This window comes from Serratia nevei (assembly GCF_024160145.1).
Classification (GTDB): domain Bacteria; phylum Pseudomonadota; class Gammaproteobacteria; order Enterobacterales; family Enterobacteriaceae; genus Serratia; species Serratia nevei_A.
The window spans coordinates 107,103-125,650 of record NZ_JAMYWQ010000007.1 but is presented as its reverse complement, the minus strand read 5'-3'; the positions used below and the strand labels follow the sequence as shown (position 1 = coordinate 125,650).

The window sequence follows — 18,548 nt, the reverse complement described above, 5'->3', positions numbered from 1 at the left end:
TGCTATAGGGCCATAAAATGATTATTTAACCAGGCCATGATGCAACCCTTTCTGACTTCGCTGCGGCTGGACAGCCAGCTTGCCGAACCGCTGTACCGGCAGATTTATCGGCGGATTAAAGACGCCATCGCCCAGGGCAACCTGGCGGCGGGCCGCCGGCTGCCCTCGGTGCGCGGGTTGGCGAGCGATCTGGGCGTGGCGCGCGCCACGGTGGAAAGCGCCTACGCGCAGCTGATCGCCGAAGGTTTCTTGCAGAGCCGCGGGCAGGCCGGAACCTATGTTTCGCCGCAGCTGCAGCCCAGAGCACCGGGCACGCCGCCGGTTGCGGAATCGTTGCCGACGATGGCGCCCGATCCGCTGCAGCCGCAGGGCATGCTGCAGCCGTTTCAACTGGGTGTGCCGGCGCTGGATGCGTTTCCACGGGCGTTGTGGCAGCGCATTGTCGCCCGCCGGTTACGCGGCTCTACGGTGGCTTCGCTGGCGCTGCCGCCGGCCGGCGGCCTGCCCGAACTGCGCGAGGCGATCGCCCATTATCTGCATCTGTCGCGCGGCATCAGCTGCCGGCCGGAGCAAATTTTCCTCTGTGCCGGCTATCCTGCGTTGCTGGACTGGGTGACGGAGACGCTGTTGCACGCCGGCGACGCGGTGTGGATAGAAGATCCCGGTTATCCGGTCACGCGCCCGTTGCTGCGGATTGCCGGTGTCAGGCCGGTTGCCGTGCCGGTGGATGAGCAAGGCATGGACGTGGCCGCCGGTATCCTGATTGAGCCGGCGGCGCGGTTGGCGGTGGTGACGCCAACCCATCAAAGCCCGCTCGGCGTCTCGCTCAGCCTGATGCGGCGGATGGCGCTGCTCGACTGGGCGCAGCAGCGTGGGGCCTGGATCCTCGAAGACGATTACGACAGCGAGTTTCGCTATCACGGGCGGCCGTTGCCGCCGTTGAAAAGCCTCGATGTTCAGGGGCGGGTGCTGTACGCCGGCACCTTCAGCAAAACGCTGTTCCCGGCGCTGCGCATGGCTTATCTGGTGGTGCCCGCCGGCCTGACGGAGGCGTTTGTGCGCAGCAGCCGGTTGCGCGGCTGCGGCTGCCCGCCGCTGCTGCAGGCCGGCGTGGCGGATTTTATTCGGCAGGGGCACTTCTATCGGCATCTGAAACGCATGCGGCCGCTGTATCGCCAGCGGCGCGAAGGGTTGACGCAGGCGCTGGAGCGGCAGCTGGGGGCGTGGCTGACGGTGGTGCCGCAGCAGGGGGGTATTCAGCTGTTGGCCCGGCTGCGCGACGGCCTGGCGGATGCGCCGTTGGCGGCGCAAGCGCGGCAACAGGGGCTGGCGGCGCAGGCGTTGTCGGATTGGGAAATCGACCATCCGGCGGGGCAGGGGTTACTGTTGGGATTTGCCAATTTCAGCCGGCAAGAGGAGACGGAGCGGGCGGTGCAGGCGCTGGCGCAGCTGTTCAGGCGCGCAAATTAAACGGCCCGCGATTTCGCGGGCCAGACGCACATCTGTTTTATCTTTATGACTGCAGGGGTGTTAACGCCGGGCCAGCAGCACGCCGAGCACGATGCCGACGGCGGCACCGATCCCCACGCCCTGCCAAGGTTTGTCACGCACATAGCTGTCGGCCTGATCGACCGCGTCGCGCGCTTGCTGTGTCAGACTGGTGGAACCATTGAAGCGCGCTCGGGCGTCGCGCAGCACGCCTTTTGCCTTGCTGTGCAGCTCTTTCAGTTCCTCTTTGGTCTTGTCGCCGGACTCGCGTAAGACTTCATCCAGCGTATCGGCCAGCAGAGTGACGTCCTGATCGATATCGCGTTCTGTTCTTTCCGCTTTCTTAAACATTCGGCTCTCCATTTTGACACATGTGGTTTAAGTGTAGACCATGCCGAGATTTGCGTGACGATAACGCAAAAAAAACGACGATTTCATCGGCGTTAGCAGCCGGCGGCGATAAAATCGCCGTTGGCGCTGACCGGGATCACCGCATTGAACAGCACCAGCGCGAACAGGATCAGGATCACGCCGCCGAGCATCACGGCGATACGCGACGCCTGCGCCAGATAATAGCCCGTCAGGCCGGGTTGGTTGGCCAGAAAACGCTCGCGCGCGTGGTGCACCAGCGTGGCGAGGATCATGATCGACAGCCCGGTGCCCAGCGCCATGCTCATGGCGGAGATCGCGCCCCAGGTGAACATGCCGATGGCGTTGGCGAACACCAGAATCAGGATCGCGCCGCTGCATGGGCGAATGCCGATGGAGACGATCAGCCACAGCGCATTGCGCCAGCCACCGGTCAGTTCGTCCGCGCTGGGTTGATGCCGGTGGCCGCAGTCGCACGCCGCCGTATGCGCGTGGTCGGCCGGGTGCAGCGCTTTGATGATCGGCCGCCGCCGCCAGCGCCAGCCGCCGGCGCGCAGGATCACCGTCAGGCCAAAAACGGCGATGAATACCGCGCTGCCTTTTTCCACCCAGTAACGGCTGAGGCTGAGATCGCCCATCGATAGGTTGAGCGCCACCGCCAGCACCACCACGAACACAATGGCGACTACGCCTTGCATCAGGCTGCCCAGCAGGGTGATCAGCCGGCTGGCGTTCAGCTGTTGGCGGTGGGTGGCCAGATAAGTGGTGATGACAAACTTGCCGTGGCCGGGGCCGATGGAGTGCAGGAAGCCGTAAGCGAAGCTGGCCAGCATCAGCATCAGCCCGCCGCTGTATTGATGGTTGCGCTGTTGCAGCAGATAAAGCACCAGATAGCGGTGCATGTAAATCTGGAAGTTAATGCAGTACTGCACGAACTCGGCCCAGTGACGCACGAACAGATAGAGTAGCGTCAACAGCAGCAGACCGGCGAGAGCCAGGCCGGCGAAGCGGCCGGGCGCATGTTTCAGCGAGGCGGTTTTCATGATGTGGACGACCTGTGCCGGGGTATTTCCTTCAGCATATACCTGCGCGCAGGGTTAACAAGCTCTGTACACAAACGCTGTACATTTGGTTACTCGGCGAAACCAATCACTCACGGAAACGGCAGTTTGATTCCACTAGTATCTGTTTCAACGGCTCCACCGGAGCTTACCGAAACAACACTCTGAGGATTTAAAGATGAAAAAAGTATTAGCGCTGATCGTTGCTGCCACTATGGGTCTGTCTTCTGTTGCTTTCGCTGCTGATACTGCAGCTACTGCTCCGGCTACCACCACCGCACCAGCTGCGACCACCACTACCGCTGCGCCAGCGGCTGCTGCTGAAAAAGCGCCAGCTAAAGCAACGCACCACAAGAAAGCTAAGCACCACAAAAAAGCGCCAGCCCAGAAAGCTCAGGCCGCTAAAAAGCACCACAAAAAAGCGCCAGCTCAGAAAGCCCAGGCCGCTAAAAAGCACCACAAAAAAGCGCCAGTGCAGAAAGCTCAGGCCGCTAAAAAACACCACAAAAAAGCCGGTAAAAAAGCTTAATTAAGTGATGTTTGCGGAACCGAGAGGTTCCGCACTCTCCAGCCCGTACTCCAGACACCCGGTTCTTCCGGGTGTCTTCTTTTGAGGCGACGAACGATGATCAATCGCTATCTGTTTGAAGTCATTTTCAGCGCGGTGGCCCTGTGCGGGGTGGTAGTCGGCTGGGAACTGTTTTTGGCCGGCAGCTTTCTGTAATTATTGCGCCGCGGCGGTTTCGTGCAAATGCCGCCAGCCGAGCGCGTTGGGCTGACGTTCAAAGACCACCGTGGAATAGCGCAACGTAGCGCTTTGCCCCGGCAGACTCTGTTTTTCCCGGTAGCTGACTACCGCGCCCGTCGGCCATTCGGCCACCAGCTTCATCTCTTCTATCACGATTTCCAATCCCGGTTTGGCGGCACGATGCGCGTGGAAAAAAACGCACAGCGCGGTGAAATCCAACGCGGCGCCGCTCAGCGCGATCATGCTGAAATCCGGCGTAAAGCGCGCCAGCAGCGCCTGTTCTTCTCCGCTTCCTTTGCCCAGCCAGCGTTCAATGGCGATGTGGGCGTCGATCACTTCGGTAAAATACGGGTTCATAACATCTCCTGTTGAGCGTTGAGTCGGCGCACGATGGCGCGGTTGGCGAGGCGCAGGCACAGCAGCAGCGGGATAAATACGCTGGCGCCCGCCAGGATGAAGCAGGTGCGGTAGGCCACCGCGGGCGGCAACACGCTCAGCAGCAGATTCAGCAACAGGCTGAGCAGCGCTACGCCGAGGCAAAAACTGAGCTGGCGGTTGATGTTCCACAGCGCGCTGGCGTCCGCCAACTGAGCGTCGGGGATCTGCAGGAATGCGCTGCTCTGCGCGGTGCTGCTGCACAGGCTGCCGCCGAACCCCATCAGGGCGAAGGCGACGATCTGCAACGCGTGCTGCCCTGCCAAGTCGATCTGCGCCAGCGCCAGCATGCCGGCACCTTGCAACAGGCAGCCGGCGATCAGCAGCGGCCGTGGGCCGAGCCGGTTAAAGGTTTTGCCGGTCAGCGTGATGGCGAGAAACGACGCCAGCGCCCAGGGCAGCATCAGGCCACCGACCTGGGCGGCGGGCATCCCCAGCTGGTTTTGCAGATACAGCATCGCCACCAGGCTGACGCCGATGAACAGGCCGGGAATGCACAAATAAACCGCCATGGCGTTGCGCAGCAGCGGATCGGCGACCAGCCGCAGGTTCAGCAGCGGCTGCGGCGCGCGCAGGCTATGACGCAGATAGTACGCCAGCACCAGCAGGCCGGCGGCCAGCAGCGCCGCGCCGGAAGCCTGCCGGCCGGCCTCGCTCAGCCGGGTCAGGCCGAGCAGCAGCAGCGTCAACGCCGCGCAGGCGCTCAGCAGTCCTTTGCCGTCGAGCGGTTTACGCACCGTCTCAGGTGCTTCCGCGCGCAGCCACCGCGCCGCCAGCGTCAGCGCCAGAGCCGCCGGCGGCAGGTTGGCGAAAAACACCCAGCGCCAGTCCAGCCGATCGACGAGCCAGCCGCCGAGCGCCGGTGACAGCGCCGGTGCCAGCAGCCCCACCAGCATGATGGCCGCCGACAGCCCGGCGCGTTCATGGCTGCGGTACAGCTGGTAGGTCAGCGTCTGGCCGATGGGGATCAGCAAGCCGCCGCCCATGCCCTGCAGGGTGCGCCAGCCGATCAGCGTGCCGATGCTGTCGGCGTTGCCCGCGCCGAGGGTAGCCAGTAGGAACAGCGCCAGCGACAGCAGGAACACCCGCCGCCCGCCGATGCGCTGCGCCAGCCAGGCGCTGAGCGGGATCACCAGCGTCAGGCCGAGAATATAGCCGTTGCTGACCCACGCCAGTTGGCTAACCGACGCCCGCATCGCCTGGCCGATGGCGGGGTAGGCGACGTTGGCGATAAACATATTGATCAGATCGACGAAAAAGCCGAGCAGATAGACGATTGCCACTTTGCTGCGATAAGACATGGTGCCTCCGGTTGAAGGCGAGCAGTGTATCGGGGGGAAAAGTGCGGATAAATCGGCCGCGGGCGATTACACTGTCAAAATTATTTTGACAATAAGGGCGGCGAAATGCTGAATTTGCAGCGCCTGGCGATCTTCGCGGCGGTGGTGGAGGCGGGCAGCTTTACCGCGGCGGCGGCGGCGCTGGGGCAAACCAAGGCGGTGGTGAGCTTTAACGTCAAGCAACTGGAGAACGAGCTGGGGGTGTCACTGCTGGCGCGCAGCACCCGGCGGCTGTCGCTGACCGATGCCGGTGAGCGCTTTTACCAGCGCAGCCTGCAGCTGCTGCAGGAGGCGGAAAACGTGCTGGACGACGTCCGCCGCGATCACCACGGGTTGAGTGGCGTGCTGCGTATCACCAGCACGCCGGAGTATGGTGCGCAGGTGGTGGTGCCGGCGCTGGCGGCATTTTCGCGGCAGCACCCGCGGCTGCGCATTCAGCATGTCTCTTCTTCTTATCACGTCGATCTGATCTCGGAGCGCTTCGACGTGGCGATCCGTCTGGGCCAGTTGGCGGACTCCAGCCACCGCGCGGCGCGGATCGACAGCTTCGCCATTTTTCCGGTGGCGGCGCCGGATTACCTGGCCGAACGGCCAATTCATTCACTGACGGATCTGGCGCAGGCGCAGTGGATTGCCCACAGCCGGCTCAGTTCGCCGCTCAGCTGGCAGGTGGTCACGCCGCAGCGCGAAGCGGTGCTGTTCAAGGTGGCGGACGCCGCCACGCTCACCGGCGACAGCGCCGCGGCATTGCTGGCGTTCGCCCTGCATGGCGCCGGGGTGGCGCTGCTGCCGGCGTGGCTGGCGCAGCCGGAGATCGACACCGGCCGGCTGCGGTGGTTGCTGCCGGATCACCGCTTCCCCGAGCAGAGCATCTATGCGCTCTACCCGAACACTCGCCACGTGCCGGAGAAGGTGCGGGCGTTTATCGATTTTCTGCGCGCGCGGGTGGCGATAAAACCGTTAGCGAAATAATAATTCGTTATAACTCTCTCATTTATCATCAGATCCCATCGGGGTATGCTGGCCATCTCTGTCTACCCCGTCCGATGCGAGCCACCTTCGATGACCGCAGAAAATAACTTCCAGCTGAACCGACGCATTCTGTCCGTGGTGATGTTCACTTTCGTCTGCTACCTGACCATCGGCCTGCCGCTGGCGGTGTTGCCGGCATTCGTGCATAACCACCTGGGCTACAACTCGGTGCTGGCGGGGCTTATCATCAGCGCGCAGTACTTCGCCACGCTGGTCAGCCGCCCGCACGCCGGGCGCTATGCCGACCAGCTGGGGCCCAAGAAGGTGGTGCTGTTCGGCCTGGCGTGCTGCGGCGCCAGCGGCCTGTTTTACGCGCTGGCGTTCGGGGTTGACGGTGACCCGTGGCTCAGCCTGCTGTTGCTGTGCGCGGGGCGGGTGTTGCTCGGCGTCGGCGAAAGCTTCGCCAGCACCGGCTCTACGCTGTGGGGCATTGGCCGGGTAGGGGCGATGCATACTGCGCGGGTGATCTCCTGGAACGGCGTCGCCACCTACGGGGCGATGGCGGCCGGCGCGCCGCTCGGCGTGTTCCTGAATCAGCAGTGGGGATTGGCCGGGGTGGCGGCGCTGATCGTGCTGGCGGTTGCGGTGGCGCTGCTGTTGGCCAGCGGCAAGCCGGACGTCTCGATCGCCGCCGGGCAGCGCATCGCCTTTCGCGCGGTGTTCGGCCGCATCTGGGCCTATGGCCTTGGGCTGGCGATGGGCACCGTCGGCTTCGGCGTGATCGCCACCTTTATCACCCTGTACTATGCCGACAAAGGCTGGAGCGGCGCGGCGTTTTCACTGACGCTGTTCAGCTGCGCCTTCGTCGGCATCCGCCTGATCTTCAGCAATGTCATCAATCGCCACGGCGGTCTGAAGGTGACGCTGGCGTCGTTGCTGGTTGAAATTGTCGGGCTGCTGTTGATCTGGCAGGCCGGTGAGCCCTGGATGGTGCAAACCGGGGCGTTGCTGGCCGGTGCCGGTTTCTCGCTGGTGTTCCCGGCGCTGGGCGTTGAGGCGGTGAAACAGGTGCCGCCGCAGAATCAGGGCACGGCGCTCGGCACCTATTCGGCGTTCCTCGACCTGGCGCTGGGCATCACCGGGCCGCTGGCCGGGCTGTTGATCGGGCAGGCGGGCGTGCCGTCTATCTATCTGGCGGCGGCGCTGCTGGTGGCGCTCGGCGTGCTGCTCACCCTGAGCTTGCTGCAGCACAGCCGGGCTTGATTCAGGAATAGTCTGAAACCCGGATTCCTCTCCAGAAAATTATTGTTTCGGTGAATGATTACGGTAAGGTCGCTCAGCGGTCCAGAATGAGAGGAGGAATCGATGTATTTACGGCCGGATGAAGTGGCTAAAGTGTTGGAGAATACCGGCTTTGAGCGTGATTATGTCACCGATCAGGCCTATGGCTACCGCAAGGGCGCACACTACGTGTATGTGAATCGCGAAGCGCGGATGGGCAGAACCGCGCTGGTGATCCACCCGGCGCTGAAAGAGAAAAGCGTGCATTTCGCCACGCCGACCTCCCCGGTGCGCACCAGCGAGCAGTATCTGGAGTTTCCCCTGGATTTAAGCGGCGACGCCCCGAACCAGCGTTACGGCATCGCACACGGTTTCAGCTCGCGCGAAGCGCTGTCGCGCTACCTTTTCAGCATGTTCCTGTAATCGGTCCCCCGCTCAGGGGGACGCGATCAGCCGTGGGACAACGCTTCGCGGTTGAAACGCTCATTGTAGGCGCGGCGGAACTGCGCCAGTTCAAACGCATCGATATCCAGCTCGGCAAAGTAAAACAGCGCCGCTTCGGTGTGCTCGGCGTGCAGCTCCGGCGACAGCCCGGCGCGCAGCAGTACGTCGCGCCACAGGGCGGTCTGCTCGTCGTCCGCCTGCTTGATGAACGTCAGGTAGATGAACAGCAGGTAAGCGGCCTGGTGCATCTCTTCGGTGTAGCCGTTGTTCAGCATGCGGATAAAGGTCTGGCTTTGACGGCCGCCCATTTCCTGGATCATCGATTCGATCAGCATCGGTTTGACCCTCAGCAGATGGGCCAACGAATCGATGGCTTTACGGGTGTCGGACGTCAAAATGCGGTAACCGATAATAAATACGACGATCAGGGCGGCGAGGATGATCCAGGTCATTTAGGCTTTATTACACTCTCAATACGCCAGAAACGGGGCGGGAGGCGCTGTGCGACAGCGCCCGCTATCAATGCTGTTCGCCGCTGAAATTATCGGCCGCACGCTGTTGGTGCAGGTGATGGTTGAAGGTGGCCGCGTCTTTGGCCAGCGCATCCAGATGGGCGCCGAGCATTTTGATCTGCTTCACCAGCGCGTGCTGCTCCGGCACCGAACTGGCGGTGCTCAGTTTGCGCGCCAGTTGTTCATTTTGCGCCCGCAGGGCGGCTTCGCGCTGTTTGGCTTCTTCCAGCAGTTGTTGCAACGCCTGGTAGCTCCGCTGCCATTCGCGGTGTTGCCGTTCGAAGCTGCTCTGCAACTCATTCATCGCATTTTGAAACTGGATTTCCAGCTCGCGCATTGTCATGGGCTCGATCCTTTGCGGCACTCAATGATGGCTTAGCAGTATAGCGAAAACTGCTCGTAAGCTCACCCGTTGGCGACAAATGAGACCACTGCCGCTGACAATTCCCGGCTTGCAACCGCGCCAAGGCATCTTACAATCGACCCCATTCCCGGCCGTAAAGGCTGCCGTTCAAGAGAGGTGGAAGATGAGCGAGCAGGAAAAAGACTTTTTTGAACAGGCAATGGCGGACGTGGTGCCGCTGGCGAGCGGGCGGCAGACGCTGTACCTCAAGCCGCAGGATGCGGTGGACAAAAGCGCGCGGCGCGAAGCGCAGCGGCGGCTGCAGGAAAACTTCCTCAGCACCGATTTTCTCGAGGTGATCCCTTGCGAGCAACCGCTGGCGTTCAAAGGGGAGGGCATTCAACAGGGCGTGCTGGACAAGCTGCGCAGCGGCCGTTACCCGCCGCAGGCGTCGCTGAACCTGCTGCGTCAGTCGGTCGAAGCCAGCCGGCAGGCGCTGTTTCGCTTCATCGTGCAGGCGGAGGCGCAAAACCTGCGTTCGCTGCTGATCGTGCACGGCCGCGGGCGGCAGAACGAAAGCCACCCGAATATCGTGCGCAGTTACGTCGCCAAATGGCTGGCGCAGTTTGAACAGGTGCAGGCGTTTTGCCGTGCCTTGCCGCGCGACGGCGGCGAGGGTGCCTGCTACGTCACGCTGCGTAAATCGGCGCAGGCCAGGGCGGAAAACTTTGAGCGCCACGCCAAGCGCAGCCGTTGAAGGGATAGCCGAAATAAAATGGCCGGCGACAGTCGCCGGCCATCGATGAATTATTTATTAAATATTTTATAGTCCAGCGAATAACGGCCGGCGCCGGTCACCGCCAGCAACAGCAAACCGCCAATGATGCTGATGTTTTTAAAGAAGTTGATTTCGTTGCCCATCATTTCCATACCGGTCATTTTCCAGAACGGATGGCCGATAAATGCGGTGCCCAAAACGTACAGGGCGAAAATGACCGCGATAGGGCGAGTAAACAGGCCGAGAATAAGCGCAATGCCGAAAATAAACTCCACCACGACGGCAACGATCGCCGCCAAATATGGCATCGGCGCGCCGTAGCCTTCCATCGCCGAGACGGTCGCACCGAAGTTGACCAGTTTCATCCAGCCGAAAATGATAAATAGAATCATCAGTAATATGCGGGACAGCAGAATAACGCCGTCTTTTGAGCTATCACCCATTTCAAACTCCTTAGCCACTGTCGGAATGATGTTGTCTTGCTGAATAAAGATTAGAACAATTTACGTTTTTTTCTAGCGGCGGCGGGCGGTTGCGCCTCTTTTTTTCGGCGGAAGGGATGCGTGGTGAAGCCGGCTGTATTGCCTATACTTGAGCCTGGAGCAAAAACAATAAAACAGGCAATGTGAGGTCGTGATGGACGAAGAATTGACCGCCGCCGGCTATCGTTGTTATTCCGGCGACAAGATTGACGTTTATTTTAACGGCGCAGTTTGCCGCCATTCCGCCCGCTGCGTGCGTGGCAACGCGGCTATTTTTACCTTGAATCGCCGCCCGTGGATTATGCCGGACAATGCCGATCCGGCCGAGGTGAAACGCGTTATCGATACCTGCCCCAGCGGCGCGCTTAAATATAGGGAGAAATAATATGGATCATAAAATACTGGCAGACGACAAGCGTTTTTATATCAATGACGAGCAGGGCAAGCTGATCGCCGAGATCTCTTTCGTGCCGAGCGGCGACAAGCTGACCATTATCGATCACACCTGGGTGGATGAGTCATTGAAGGGGCAGGGCGTCGGCAAAAAGCTGGTGGCGCTGGTGGTGGAGAAAATGCGCGCGGAGCAGCGCAAAATCATTCCGCTGTGCCCGTTCGCCAAACATGAGTTCGATACCACGCCGGCCTATCAGGACATTCGCGCATAAGGCGATAACGGGGCGCGGCGCGCCCCGGTTATTCAGCAGACACCGAAATCGCCGTCTTCGTGGTACAGCGCCACGTCGCTGGCCTGCACCTCCGTGCGCTGCTCTTTACCCAGTTCATTCCAGCTGCAAACCAGGGTGTCGCCGTCAATTGCCACCACGGTCATCTTTGGGCCGCCGGTGGTGCGTTGAACAAAATCACCGATATTGAATGCCATGCGTTCCTCCACAACAGATTAAACCTCACCTATTGATAACACAGAATGGCGCCGCCGTTGGCACGAGTTTCGTTATGTATTATTTTATATAGCGATTGTCACCAAGGAGAGCAGACTAACATGCCGGGATTATTGATGTTTTATGTGGGCGGTACGGCGCCGGGCGCCAATATCGAGTTGCACGACGTGCAGTTCGCGGCGGCGGATCGGCCGGAAGAGGCGTATCCGCTGCTGCGTGAAAAGTGGTTCGGCGATAAGCGCAAGGTGCATGTCGACGGCTACGCGCGCATCGACTGGGCGGACGGCTACGACGTGAGCCTGGAGCCTGCGCCGTTCGCCGGTGAAGAGAAGCTGTTTTTCGTCAACGTGGGCGGCTACCGCAGCGATGAGCTGGCGGAATTGCACCAGTTCGGCCTGTTTGTGGCGCGCTCCGCCGACGAGGCGAAGGAGAAAGCCAAACGGGTGCTGCTGACGGACAGCGCGCAGCAGCACAAGGATGACCTGGCCGAGGTGGACGACTGCCTGCTGCTGCAGGCGCTGCAGGGCTACCACGTGCATCTGCGGGCCAACCCGCACGGCAAACCGGCCCGGCCGCTGTGGCAGGGGTATCTGCCGATCGGCGAACCCGCGTTATAACGCCGCCAACGCCTGCAGCTGTTGCCGCAGCCAGCGGCAGGCCTCCGGCCGGCCGTTCTTGCGGTGCAGGTAGATTTTAATCTGATACGGCGGCACCGGAAACGGCAGGGGGTGGATATCCAGCGCCGCCGCCTGCCGCAATTTTTACGCGGCGTAGCGCGGCATGCTCATCACCAGTTCGCTGTCGGCGACGATGAACGGCGCTCCCAGCAGCGAAGGCGTGCGTCACCGATCGCAGCCGATAGACCGCTTCAAACACCAGCAGCAGGTTGAGATCGAGACGCTTCAAATCCAGATGCATGATATTCATTACCTGTTGATAAAAATGCAGTTCATACAGTATTTGAGGCGCGATATGCTGGCAAGAACAGTCATCAACACACTCAGGATTTGCCATGACCATCGAGATTTACCCAGCGCAAAAAAGCGACGCCCAACTGATTCTGGATATGATTATCGAGCTGGCGGTGTACGAAAAGGCGCGCGAGCAGGTGCTGGCCAGCGTGGAAGATATCGAACGCAGCCTGTTTGGGCCGGGCGCCTGTTCCGAAGCGCTGATTTGTACGGTGAACGGCGAGCCGGCGGGTTATGCGGTGTTCTTTATGAGTTACTCCACCTGGCTGGGTAAAAACGGCATCTATCTGGAAGACCTGTACGTGGCGCCGAAGCATCGCGGCGCGGGGGCCGGTAAAAAGCTGCTGCGGCACATCGCCCAGCTGGCGTGCGAGCGGCAGTGCGGCCGCCTGGAGTGGAGCGTGCTGGACTGGAACCAACCGGCCATCGATTTCTACCTCAGCATCGGCGCACAGCCGCAGGGCGAGTGGGTGCGCTATCGCATGGAGGGTGAGGCGTTGACGCACTTCGCGGCGCACGGGGCGGCGCTGCCGGCATAATAGCCGTTGGGGGGAGGCGGCCTCCCCAACTGTGATGATGTGAACGGTTTACTGCGGGTGAATCAGGCGGGTTTGCGGGCGGCGAGAATGAAGATCATCGGGCGCTCCTGCTCTTCGTCCAGCGCCGGGTTAGCGGCGATTTGCTGCGCGCTGGGGCCCCATTCGTTCAAATGTCGGATGATAAATCCTTGCTGCGCCAGCGGGTTGATATAGCTGCCGAGCGTGCGGTGCTGCTTGATGACGCCTTCCGCCAGCCAGTTGGAAACGCGCTGGCCTTCTCGCTGGTAGCCGTTCACCGGCCAGGATTTCTGCCCGTTGCCGTCGGTCAGCCAGCCCTGCTGCGCCGGGGCGGTGTAGATCGGGTGCTCGGCGGTGAAGATGAACTGCCCGCCGGGTTTCAGCGCGGCGTAAACCGTGGCGAACAGCGCGGCCAGATCCTCGAGGTAGTGCAGCGTCAGCGAGCTGTAGACCAGATCGTAACTTTCCGGCGGCAGCTGCAGCTGCGCCAAATCCTGCCGACGATACGCGATGCCCGCGTCGGCGGTCATCTCCCGCGCCCTGGCCAGCATCTTTTGCGAGACGTCCAGCCCCAGCACCTCGGCGGCGCCCTGTTCGCGCGCGCTGCGGCAGAACCAGCCGTAGCCGCAGCCGAGATCGACCACGCTTTTGCCCTGCAAATCCGGCAGGATGCGGCGGATGGCGGGCCATTCCGGCGCGCCGTCCAGGCCGTGCTGCGAGCGGCTGAGCTGCGCATAGCCGTCGAAAAAGGTCTGATTGTCATAGATGTTTTGCGTCATGATGACTCCTTGGGGTGAATGACGGCGGCGGAATACCGCTGCCATACCGTGCATAGTGCTGCATAATTCTACGCTGACAACATGAATAACGGGAATGACGATGGACATGATTTCGGTGCGGCAAGCGCCCGAGCTGGCGCCGCGCGCCATTGCGTATTTTCAGCGGCACTGGGCCACGGCACAGACGCTGATGATGTATGAAGACGCCATCAAGCGCAGCCTCGGCGCCGCCAACCCGCTGCCGCAGTGGTACCTGCTGATGGAAAATGACCAGATCCTCGGTTGTGCGGGGCTTATCACCAACGACTTTATCAGCCGTGGCGAACTGTATCCCTGGCTGTGCGCACTCTACGTAGAGGAAGCGCAGCGCGGCCGGGGCTACGGCGCCAAACTGATTGAGCATGTGGCGGCGGAAACCCGCCGGCTGGGCTTCCCGCAGCTGCACCTGTGCACCGATCTGGAAGGCTACTACGAGCGCAGCGGCTTCGTTTATAACGGGCTCGGGTATCACCCCTGGGGCGACGCCTCGCGGGTTTATTCGCGGACGCTGTGATCGCTCGTGGTTTGGCCATTCAGCCTAACATTGCGTCATATTTCTCAATGCCGGGGAGTTCAACCGCAGCACTTCTTATATTTTTTTCCACTGCCGCATGGGCAGGGCGCGTTGGGTTTGGCGCTGCTGGCGCCAGCCCGCTTTTCCTGAGCCAGTGCGTACATGATGGCGTGCTCCGGATAACCGTTGGCGAGCAAATCCTTCATCACGTTCATCTCACGCGAAATGTGCCGGAAGAAATGTTTATACCCCGGGCAGAGATAGTTATGCCCTGGATGACCGGACGGTGACACGGTGAAGCGGTGTTTGGGGCAGCCGCCGTGGCAGACGAAGCGGAATTCGCACTGGCGGCAATCCGGCGTCAGCGATGTCTTTTTAGCGCGGCCGAACGCATGCGCTTTTTCGCTGTTGTTTAAGGTGCGGATATCTTGCTGATGAATATTCCCCAGCCGGTGCTCCGGATAGACGAAGTGATCGCAGTTATATAAGTCGCCGTTGGCTTCCAGAGCGAAGGCGTGCCCACAGGTTTCGGCGAATACGCACAGCACCGGCGGCCGCTCACACCAGGCAGAAAGCGCCACCTCAAACATTTGTACGTAGACTTGTCCGACGTCCCGCCGCACCCATATATCGAAAATTTGATTGAGAAACTCGCCGTATTGCCAGGCTGGCACTGTCCAAGGGGCCAGAGTGGCAGCGCTTTCGCCCGGCATCACCAGCTTCAGCGTGGCACTCTCCGTCGTGCTCAGGCGTTCAACCAGCGGAATGAACTGAATATGGCGAGAGCCTGCTGCCAGAAGAAACTCGTAAACCTCGCGAGCCTGGCCAACGTTATGCTTGCCGACGACGGTAAGCGTGTTGAATTCGACGCCGTGCTCTTGCAGCAGAGCCAGGGCGGCCAGCACCTGGGCGTGGGTGCCTTTGCCCGAGCGCGAGGTGCGGTAACGATCGTGCAGCGCTCGCGGGCCATCGATCGAAATGCCGATCAGAAAGCGGTGCTCGGCGAAAAAGCGTGCCCACTCTTCGTTCAGCAACAGCCCGTTGGTTTGCAAAGCGTGCTGAATACGTTTGCCGTCGGCGTATTTTTGGCACAGTTCCACGATGCGGCGGAAAAAAGGCAGCCCCATCATAGTAGGTTCGCCGCCTTGCCAGGAGAAGAACACCTGCTCGCTATCCTGGGCATGGATATGCTGCTGAATATACGTTTCCAGTGTTTCATCCGACATACGCCAGTTCTGTTGACGCTCGGGATAAAGCGCTTCTTTTTCAAGATAAAAACAGTAGGTGCAGTCGATGTTGCAAACCGAGCCGGTGGGTTTCGCCATGACCTGGCAACCGTTGGTGGCCGTCATTGAGTACTTCCTTCTGATAACAGCATGAATGCGCTGTGCAGTGCGAGACCCAGTGCGTTGAGCAATATGGCGAGACTGAGTAGCCCTTTAAGCCATGCTGACCATACAAGTTGAGTTTCCATCACGCCCATCAACGACTTTTGGCGAACAAAAGAGCCGATCACCAGCAGCATCGCCATCATAAAAGAAACGCAGCCAAGCGCAGCAAGTCTATATTCTTCGCGGTAAAGGCCGGTGCGCGCGGTGATAAGTGCCAGTAACAACAGGGAGAATGTGGTTCTCTGCCAGGCCAGAGCCGTTCTTTCCGGTTGCAGGCCAGGATCTTGCTGTCGGCTAGAGGCGTTCATGGCCGAACCAACATAGCCAGCGTGAGCAATATCCCCGCTGCCAGGCCTGTGCTGAGCCAAATGAGCAGACGCGGGTAGCCTAACGCTTGTTCATGCCGCATCGCTTTCTCGTTGCCTGCCCATCGATGGTAGGCGTAGCAGGCCAGTACAGCGGCCGTGAGGGCCAACGCTACAATCAACGCCTTCAGCGATGTTGAGTCTGTCAGTTGATCCAGCCCGACTGCAGCGGCCATAAAGGTCAGAGCCGTGCGGATCCAGGCCAAAAAAGTGCGTTCATTGGCTAATGTAAACCGGTAATCCGGTGACTTTCCCTGTGTCCACCAGCTCATTTACCATTCTCGACGATGTATTGATAATAACGTGCGATATGTTTGGCGATGGTATATTCCACCAGTTGGCCCTGTTCGTTGTAACCTTTACGGGTTTTGACCAGCAGCGGTACGGAGGGGGCAATGTCGAGGATTTCGCAGTCTTCAGGCGTCGGTAACTCGGCTGTGATGATGTCCTCGAAGGCATCGATGTTTTCGTTACGCTGTTCCAACGCGCAGTACAACCCTCTCTCCAGATCTGACAACGTCAGCGTGTTTAAACGCGGGGTCAGATAGATGTAGTTGACCTGCGCCGGCACCTCGTTTTGGCGGTAAATGGTGCGCGTCAGCAGGATCGCGCTATTGGCGTTAAACAGTTGTGCGATAGGCGCCGGGGGCTGCACAGGGGCCAGGGACAGGTTGTTGCGTGCTATCGCCTGCGTTTGCTGGCCGTCGAGCAAGCTGATTCGGGTCTTGACGCTCTGCTTTTCCGATGTGCTGATGACCATGGTGCCGATGCCCGCCTGGCGTTTGACCAGCCCTTTGGCGACCAATTCGGCCAGCGCTCGCCGTGCGGTAATGCGGCTGACGCCAAACATTTCTTCAAACTCTGCCTCTGTCGGCAGCACGTCGTTCTTCCGGTATTCGCCGGTTTTCAGCTTCTCCAGCAAGATGTCATGCAGCTGGGCATACAGCGGCTTGGCGCCGCGTGAGTAGTCTAGTTCTTGTTCCATCGTTATTTTTCTCCCGTACTGCAGACGCCCCCGTAGCGGGGGCGACCTCTCAATCAAGCCGCATTTCCAGTGCCAGTTTATAAAACACGCCAGCGTGCTGTTCAGGCGGGACTTCTCGTTGCACGAAGGCCCACAGATCGGCGGCGGTCCATGATGGTTTGGCGGAAACATTCAGTTTATCAATTATCGCTGTTTGGTGAGTGCCTTCCAGATGTTGCGTCAGGGCCAACATACCGTAGCGCAGTTGCGGCACATACTCTCTGAATGCCGGCACCCAGTCCGGATCGGTACCCAACAGCGGAGCCGCGGGGGCTGACAATTGGTAGCGTGCCCAGAGTTCGGGCGGCGCGTCGCTTTGTTCCAGTATGCAACGGATGGCAGACAGCATGCGTTCGGCGACGACGATGTCGCGGCACTGGCGATCCTGCTTAGGATCCTCCGTCAGGTCATACAGCCGGTGCCCGAAGCGATCGGCGCCTCGAGCCATCACTGAAGAGGCGGGGATACGCAATACCTGGCAACCCTTGGTGAAACGAAATCCCGGGTGCAGCGTCATGTGCCGGAGCTCTTCGGGCGATAGCCGTCGGTTGATGCTGGTGGGCATCAGGGTGTACTCGAACAGACTTTCGGCCCCATGTACCTGCGGTGAACGCATATAGACATAGCGGCCGTCGGTAATGTTGATATGGCAACCGTGGTAGCCGAACAACGCATAGTCGCGTATTGGGGTATCGTCGCAAATCGCCGGCACCAGAGAGACGCCCTGCATATCCGCTGGTTTGTTCAATTTGAAGAAATCGAGCAGCGTGGCGGGGATGTCGATGGTTTGCGCCAGCGCCTGCCGCGATTCGCCGCTGTAGGGATATTCGGGATGCCAGATGAAGAAGGGAATATTCGCCACTTCGTTATACAGCGGCATGATGTTTTTGCCCCACCACTCATGCTCCCCCAGCAGGAAACCATGGTCGGTGTTGACGATTAACAGGGTATCCTGCCATAAATCGTACTTGTCCATGTAGTCCAGAACCTTGCCGACATAGTCGTCCACCATGGTCAGCAATGCCAGGTAGTACTTCTGAATGGCGTCCTTGCGTTCTTCGCTTTCGGTCACGAAGTAATAGGGCGGCCAGCCGTCGAAAACGCTGGCGTCGTCAATGCCGTACATCCGCAGGTATTTTTCCGGCACGAAAAACGGCTCGTGGGGATCGAAGCATTCCAGTTGCAGGAACCAGTTATCGGCCGCGTGGTTCTCATCGATGAAGTCCAGGCCTTTATGAATGGTTCTGGCTAGCGGGTGCTCCCGCTCATCCTTCATAAACTGCACGTTGATTTGGTGCTGGGTACGGCTGGCGATGCGACGTTGCTTAAGCTCTTCCGGCTCGCCGGACTCATAATGATAAATCGGCTTGTCGACCACGCCTTTCCAGGAGTCGCCCTCTTGTCCGCGAACGAACTCGTAGGTGTTGTAGCGGGAGTGATACGTGGCACCGCCGTCGCGCCAGTAATGCTTGTGATCGGTGACCAGATGCGTGTGGATACCGTGTTTTTTCAGAATTTCCGGCATGGAGTCATCGAAGGGCTCCAATGGCGACCAAGAGCGGTGCAGGAAATTGTAGCGGCCGGTATGGATCTCGCGCCTGGCCGGCATGCAGGGCATGCTGCCGACGTAGAAATTGTCGAAACGCACCGTTCTTTCTTTCAGCCGCTGGAAGTTGGGTGTGATGGCCCGGTCGCTGCCATAGGCGGACAGCAGATGCTTGTTCAGCGAGTCGAACATCAACATGATGGCTTTCAT

At 60.1% G+C, this 18,548-nt stretch carries 26 protein-coding genes; 11 read left to right on the top strand and 15 right to left on the bottom strand.

The window, feature by feature from the left end; translation table 11 throughout:
- The first annotated feature begins 36 nt into the window (after nucleotides 1-36).
- Nucleotides 37-1,470, top strand: coding sequence for a MocR-like pyridoxine biosynthesis transcription factor PdxR (pdxR, locus tag M6G53_RS07730; RefSeq protein WP_253330260.1), 1,434 nt, complete (start codon nucleotides 37-39; stop codon nucleotides 1,468-1,470).
- Nucleotides 1,471-1,530: 60 nt separating this feature from the next.
- Here pdxR and M6G53_RS07725 read toward each other — a convergent pair whose 3' ends face one another.
- Complete coding sequence (locus M6G53_RS07725) at nucleotides 1,531-1,839, bottom strand: ElaB/YgaM/YqjD family protein (RefSeq protein WP_253330258.1); 309 nt, start codon at nucleotides 1,837-1,839, stop codon at nucleotides 1,531-1,533.
- Between the two features lie 92 nt (nucleotides 1,840-1,931).
- Nucleotides 1,932-2,900, bottom strand: a complete 969-nt coding sequence (locus tag M6G53_RS07720; RefSeq protein ID WP_253330256.1) for a nickel/cobalt transporter — start codon at nucleotides 2,898-2,900, stop codon at nucleotides 1,932-1,934.
- A gap of 196 nt (nucleotides 2,901-3,096) precedes the next feature.
- On the opposite strand from M6G53_RS07720, the gene asr reads away from it, so the two are divergent.
- Nucleotides 3,097-3,447 (top strand): acid resistance repetitive basic protein Asr, encoded by a 351-nt coding sequence (asr, locus tag M6G53_RS07715; protein ID WP_004928953.1) that lies wholly within the window; start codon nucleotides 3,097-3,099, stop codon nucleotides 3,445-3,447.
- 195 nt (nucleotides 3,448-3,642) lie between these two features.
- Here asr and M6G53_RS07710 read toward each other — a convergent pair whose 3' ends face one another.
- The gene (locus M6G53_RS07710; protein ID WP_253330255.1) at nucleotides 3,643-4,023 is read right to left on the bottom strand and encodes a DUF4440 domain-containing protein; all 381 of its coding nucleotides are present in this window, start codon (nucleotides 4,021-4,023) and stop codon (nucleotides 3,643-3,645) included.
- Nucleotides 4,020-5,402, bottom strand: coding sequence for an MFS transporter (locus M6G53_RS07705; RefSeq protein ID WP_253330253.1), 1,383 nt, complete (start codon nucleotides 5,400-5,402; stop codon nucleotides 4,020-4,022). The genes M6G53_RS07710 and M6G53_RS07705 overlap by 4 nt, the downstream gene beginning before the upstream one ends.
- Before the next feature lie 105 nt (nucleotides 5,403-5,507).
- On the opposite strand from M6G53_RS07705, the gene M6G53_RS07700 reads away from it, so the two are divergent.
- The 3 genes from M6G53_RS07700 (at nucleotide 5,508) to M6G53_RS07690 (ending at nucleotide 8,117) form a co-directional block, all read left to right on the top strand.
- Entirely contained in the window at nucleotides 5,508-6,413 is a 906-nt protein-coding gene (locus tag M6G53_RS07700; protein ID WP_253330251.1) for a LysR family transcriptional regulator, read from the top strand.
- 90 nt (nucleotides 6,414-6,503) lie between these two features.
- Nucleotides 6,504-7,676 (top strand): MFS transporter, encoded by a 1,173-nt coding sequence (locus M6G53_RS07695; protein ID WP_253330249.1) that lies wholly within the window; start codon nucleotides 6,504-6,506, stop codon nucleotides 7,674-7,676.
- A gap of 102 nt (nucleotides 7,677-7,778) precedes the next feature.
- Nucleotides 7,779-8,117 (top strand): DUF2002 family protein, encoded by a 339-nt coding sequence (locus M6G53_RS07690; protein WP_253330247.1) that lies wholly within the window; start codon nucleotides 7,779-7,781, stop codon nucleotides 8,115-8,117.
- 26 nt (nucleotides 8,118-8,143) lie between these two features.
- On the opposite strand, the gene M6G53_RS07685 is transcribed toward M6G53_RS07690, so the two are convergent.
- Nucleotides 8,144-8,590 (bottom strand): DUF1198 family protein, encoded by a 447-nt coding sequence (locus tag M6G53_RS07685; protein ID WP_253330245.1) that lies wholly within the window; start codon nucleotides 8,588-8,590, stop codon nucleotides 8,144-8,146.
- A 67-nt stretch (nucleotides 8,591-8,657) separates the two neighbouring features.
- A complete protein-coding gene (locus M6G53_RS07680) occupies nucleotides 8,658-8,993 on the bottom strand; it encodes an MbeD/MobD family mobilization/exclusion family protein (RefSeq protein WP_253330243.1) in 336 nt (111 codons plus the stop codon).
- Nucleotides 8,994-9,177: 184 nt separating this feature from the next.
- Here M6G53_RS07680 and smrA point away from each other — a divergent pair, with 184 nt between their 5' ends.
- A complete protein-coding gene (smrA, locus tag M6G53_RS07675) occupies nucleotides 9,178-9,750 on the top strand; it encodes a DNA endonuclease SmrA (protein ID WP_253330241.1) in 573 nt (190 codons plus the stop codon).
- Between the two features lie 50 nt (nucleotides 9,751-9,800).
- On the opposite strand, the gene M6G53_RS07670 is transcribed toward smrA, so the two are convergent.
- Nucleotides 9,801-10,214, bottom strand: coding sequence for a DoxX family protein (locus M6G53_RS07670; RefSeq protein WP_253330239.1), 414 nt, complete (start codon nucleotides 10,212-10,214; stop codon nucleotides 9,801-9,803).
- 193 nt (nucleotides 10,215-10,407) lie between these two features.
- Here M6G53_RS07670 and M6G53_RS07665 point away from each other — a divergent pair, with 193 nt between their 5' ends.
- Together M6G53_RS07665 and M6G53_RS07660 are read left to right on the top strand one after the other, a co-directional pair.
- Nucleotides 10,408-10,638: a (4Fe-4S)-binding protein gene (locus tag M6G53_RS07665; protein ID WP_253330237.1), complete on the top strand. Its 231-nt coding sequence runs from the start codon at nucleotides 10,408-10,410 to the stop codon at nucleotides 10,636-10,638.
- A 1-nt stretch (nucleotide 10,639) separates the two neighbouring features.
- Nucleotides 10,640-10,918: a GNAT family N-acetyltransferase gene (locus M6G53_RS07660; protein ID WP_004928983.1), complete on the top strand. Its 279-nt coding sequence runs from the start codon at nucleotides 10,640-10,642 to the stop codon at nucleotides 10,916-10,918.
- A gap of 32 nt (nucleotides 10,919-10,950) precedes the next feature.
- On the opposite strand, the gene M6G53_RS07655 is transcribed toward M6G53_RS07660, so the two are convergent.
- Nucleotides 10,951-11,133: a GDFGVC terminal motif YodC-like protein gene (locus M6G53_RS07655; RefSeq protein WP_253330235.1), complete on the bottom strand. Its 183-nt coding sequence runs from the start codon at nucleotides 11,131-11,133 to the stop codon at nucleotides 10,951-10,953.
- Nucleotides 11,134-11,253: 120 nt separating this feature from the next.
- Between M6G53_RS07655 and M6G53_RS07650 the strand changes: the two genes are divergently transcribed.
- Complete coding sequence (locus M6G53_RS07650; protein WP_038872776.1) at nucleotides 11,254-11,769, top strand: DUF1543 domain-containing protein; 516 nt, start codon at nucleotides 11,254-11,256, stop codon at nucleotides 11,767-11,769.
- A 76-nt stretch (nucleotides 11,770-11,845) separates the two neighbouring features.
- Here the strand turns inward: M6G53_RS07650 and M6G53_RS07645 are convergent, their stop codons facing one another.
- Nucleotides 11,846-12,172, bottom strand: a complete 327-nt coding sequence (locus M6G53_RS07645) for a hypothetical protein (protein WP_253330233.1) — start codon at nucleotides 12,170-12,172, stop codon at nucleotides 11,846-11,848.
- On the opposite strand from M6G53_RS07645, the gene M6G53_RS07640 reads away from it, so the two are divergent.
- Complete coding sequence (locus M6G53_RS07640) at nucleotides 12,165-12,662, top strand: GNAT family N-acetyltransferase (protein WP_087762388.1); 498 nt, start codon at nucleotides 12,165-12,167, stop codon at nucleotides 12,660-12,662. The two genes, M6G53_RS07645 and M6G53_RS07640, sit on opposite strands and share 8 nt — an antisense overlap.
- 62 nt (nucleotides 12,663-12,724) lie before the next feature.
- Here M6G53_RS07640 and M6G53_RS07635 read toward each other — a convergent pair whose 3' ends face one another.
- Nucleotides 12,725-13,459: a class I SAM-dependent methyltransferase gene (locus M6G53_RS07635; protein ID WP_253330232.1), complete on the bottom strand. Its 735-nt coding sequence runs from the start codon at nucleotides 13,457-13,459 to the stop codon at nucleotides 12,725-12,727.
- A gap of 100 nt (nucleotides 13,460-13,559) precedes the next feature.
- Between M6G53_RS07635 and M6G53_RS07630 the strand changes: the two genes are divergently transcribed.
- Entirely contained in the window at nucleotides 13,560-14,012 is a 453-nt protein-coding gene (locus M6G53_RS07630) for a GNAT family N-acetyltransferase (RefSeq protein WP_253330230.1), read from the top strand.
- A 59-nt stretch (nucleotides 14,013-14,071) separates the two neighbouring features.
- Here the strand turns inward: M6G53_RS07630 and M6G53_RS07625 are convergent, their stop codons facing one another.
- From M6G53_RS07625 to M6G53_RS07605, 5 genes are read right to left on the bottom strand one after another with little or no spacing between them, the layout of a single operon-like run.
- Nucleotides 14,072-15,364 (bottom strand): anaerobic sulfatase maturase, encoded by a 1,293-nt coding sequence (locus tag M6G53_RS07625; protein WP_253330228.1) that lies wholly within the window; start codon nucleotides 15,362-15,364, stop codon nucleotides 14,072-14,074.
- Nucleotides 15,361-15,711: a DUF202 domain-containing protein gene (locus M6G53_RS07620; protein WP_253330226.1), complete on the bottom strand. Its 351-nt coding sequence runs from the start codon at nucleotides 15,709-15,711 to the stop codon at nucleotides 15,361-15,363. The genes M6G53_RS07625 and M6G53_RS07620 overlap by 4 nt, the downstream gene beginning before the upstream one ends.
- Complete coding sequence (locus M6G53_RS07615) at nucleotides 15,708-16,040, bottom strand: YidH family protein (protein ID WP_253330224.1); 333 nt, start codon at nucleotides 16,038-16,040, stop codon at nucleotides 15,708-15,710. Before M6G53_RS07615 ends, M6G53_RS07620 begins: the two co-directional genes overlap by 4 nt.
- Entirely contained in the window at nucleotides 16,037-16,753 is a 717-nt protein-coding gene (locus tag M6G53_RS07610) for a GntR family transcriptional regulator (RefSeq protein WP_253330222.1), read from the bottom strand. Before M6G53_RS07610 ends, M6G53_RS07615 begins: the two co-directional genes overlap by 4 nt.
- 49 nt (nucleotides 16,754-16,802) lie before the next feature.
- Nucleotides 16,803-18,548, bottom strand: a complete 1,746-nt coding sequence (locus M6G53_RS07605; RefSeq protein WP_253330220.1) for a sulfatase — start codon at nucleotides 18,546-18,548, stop codon at nucleotides 16,803-16,805.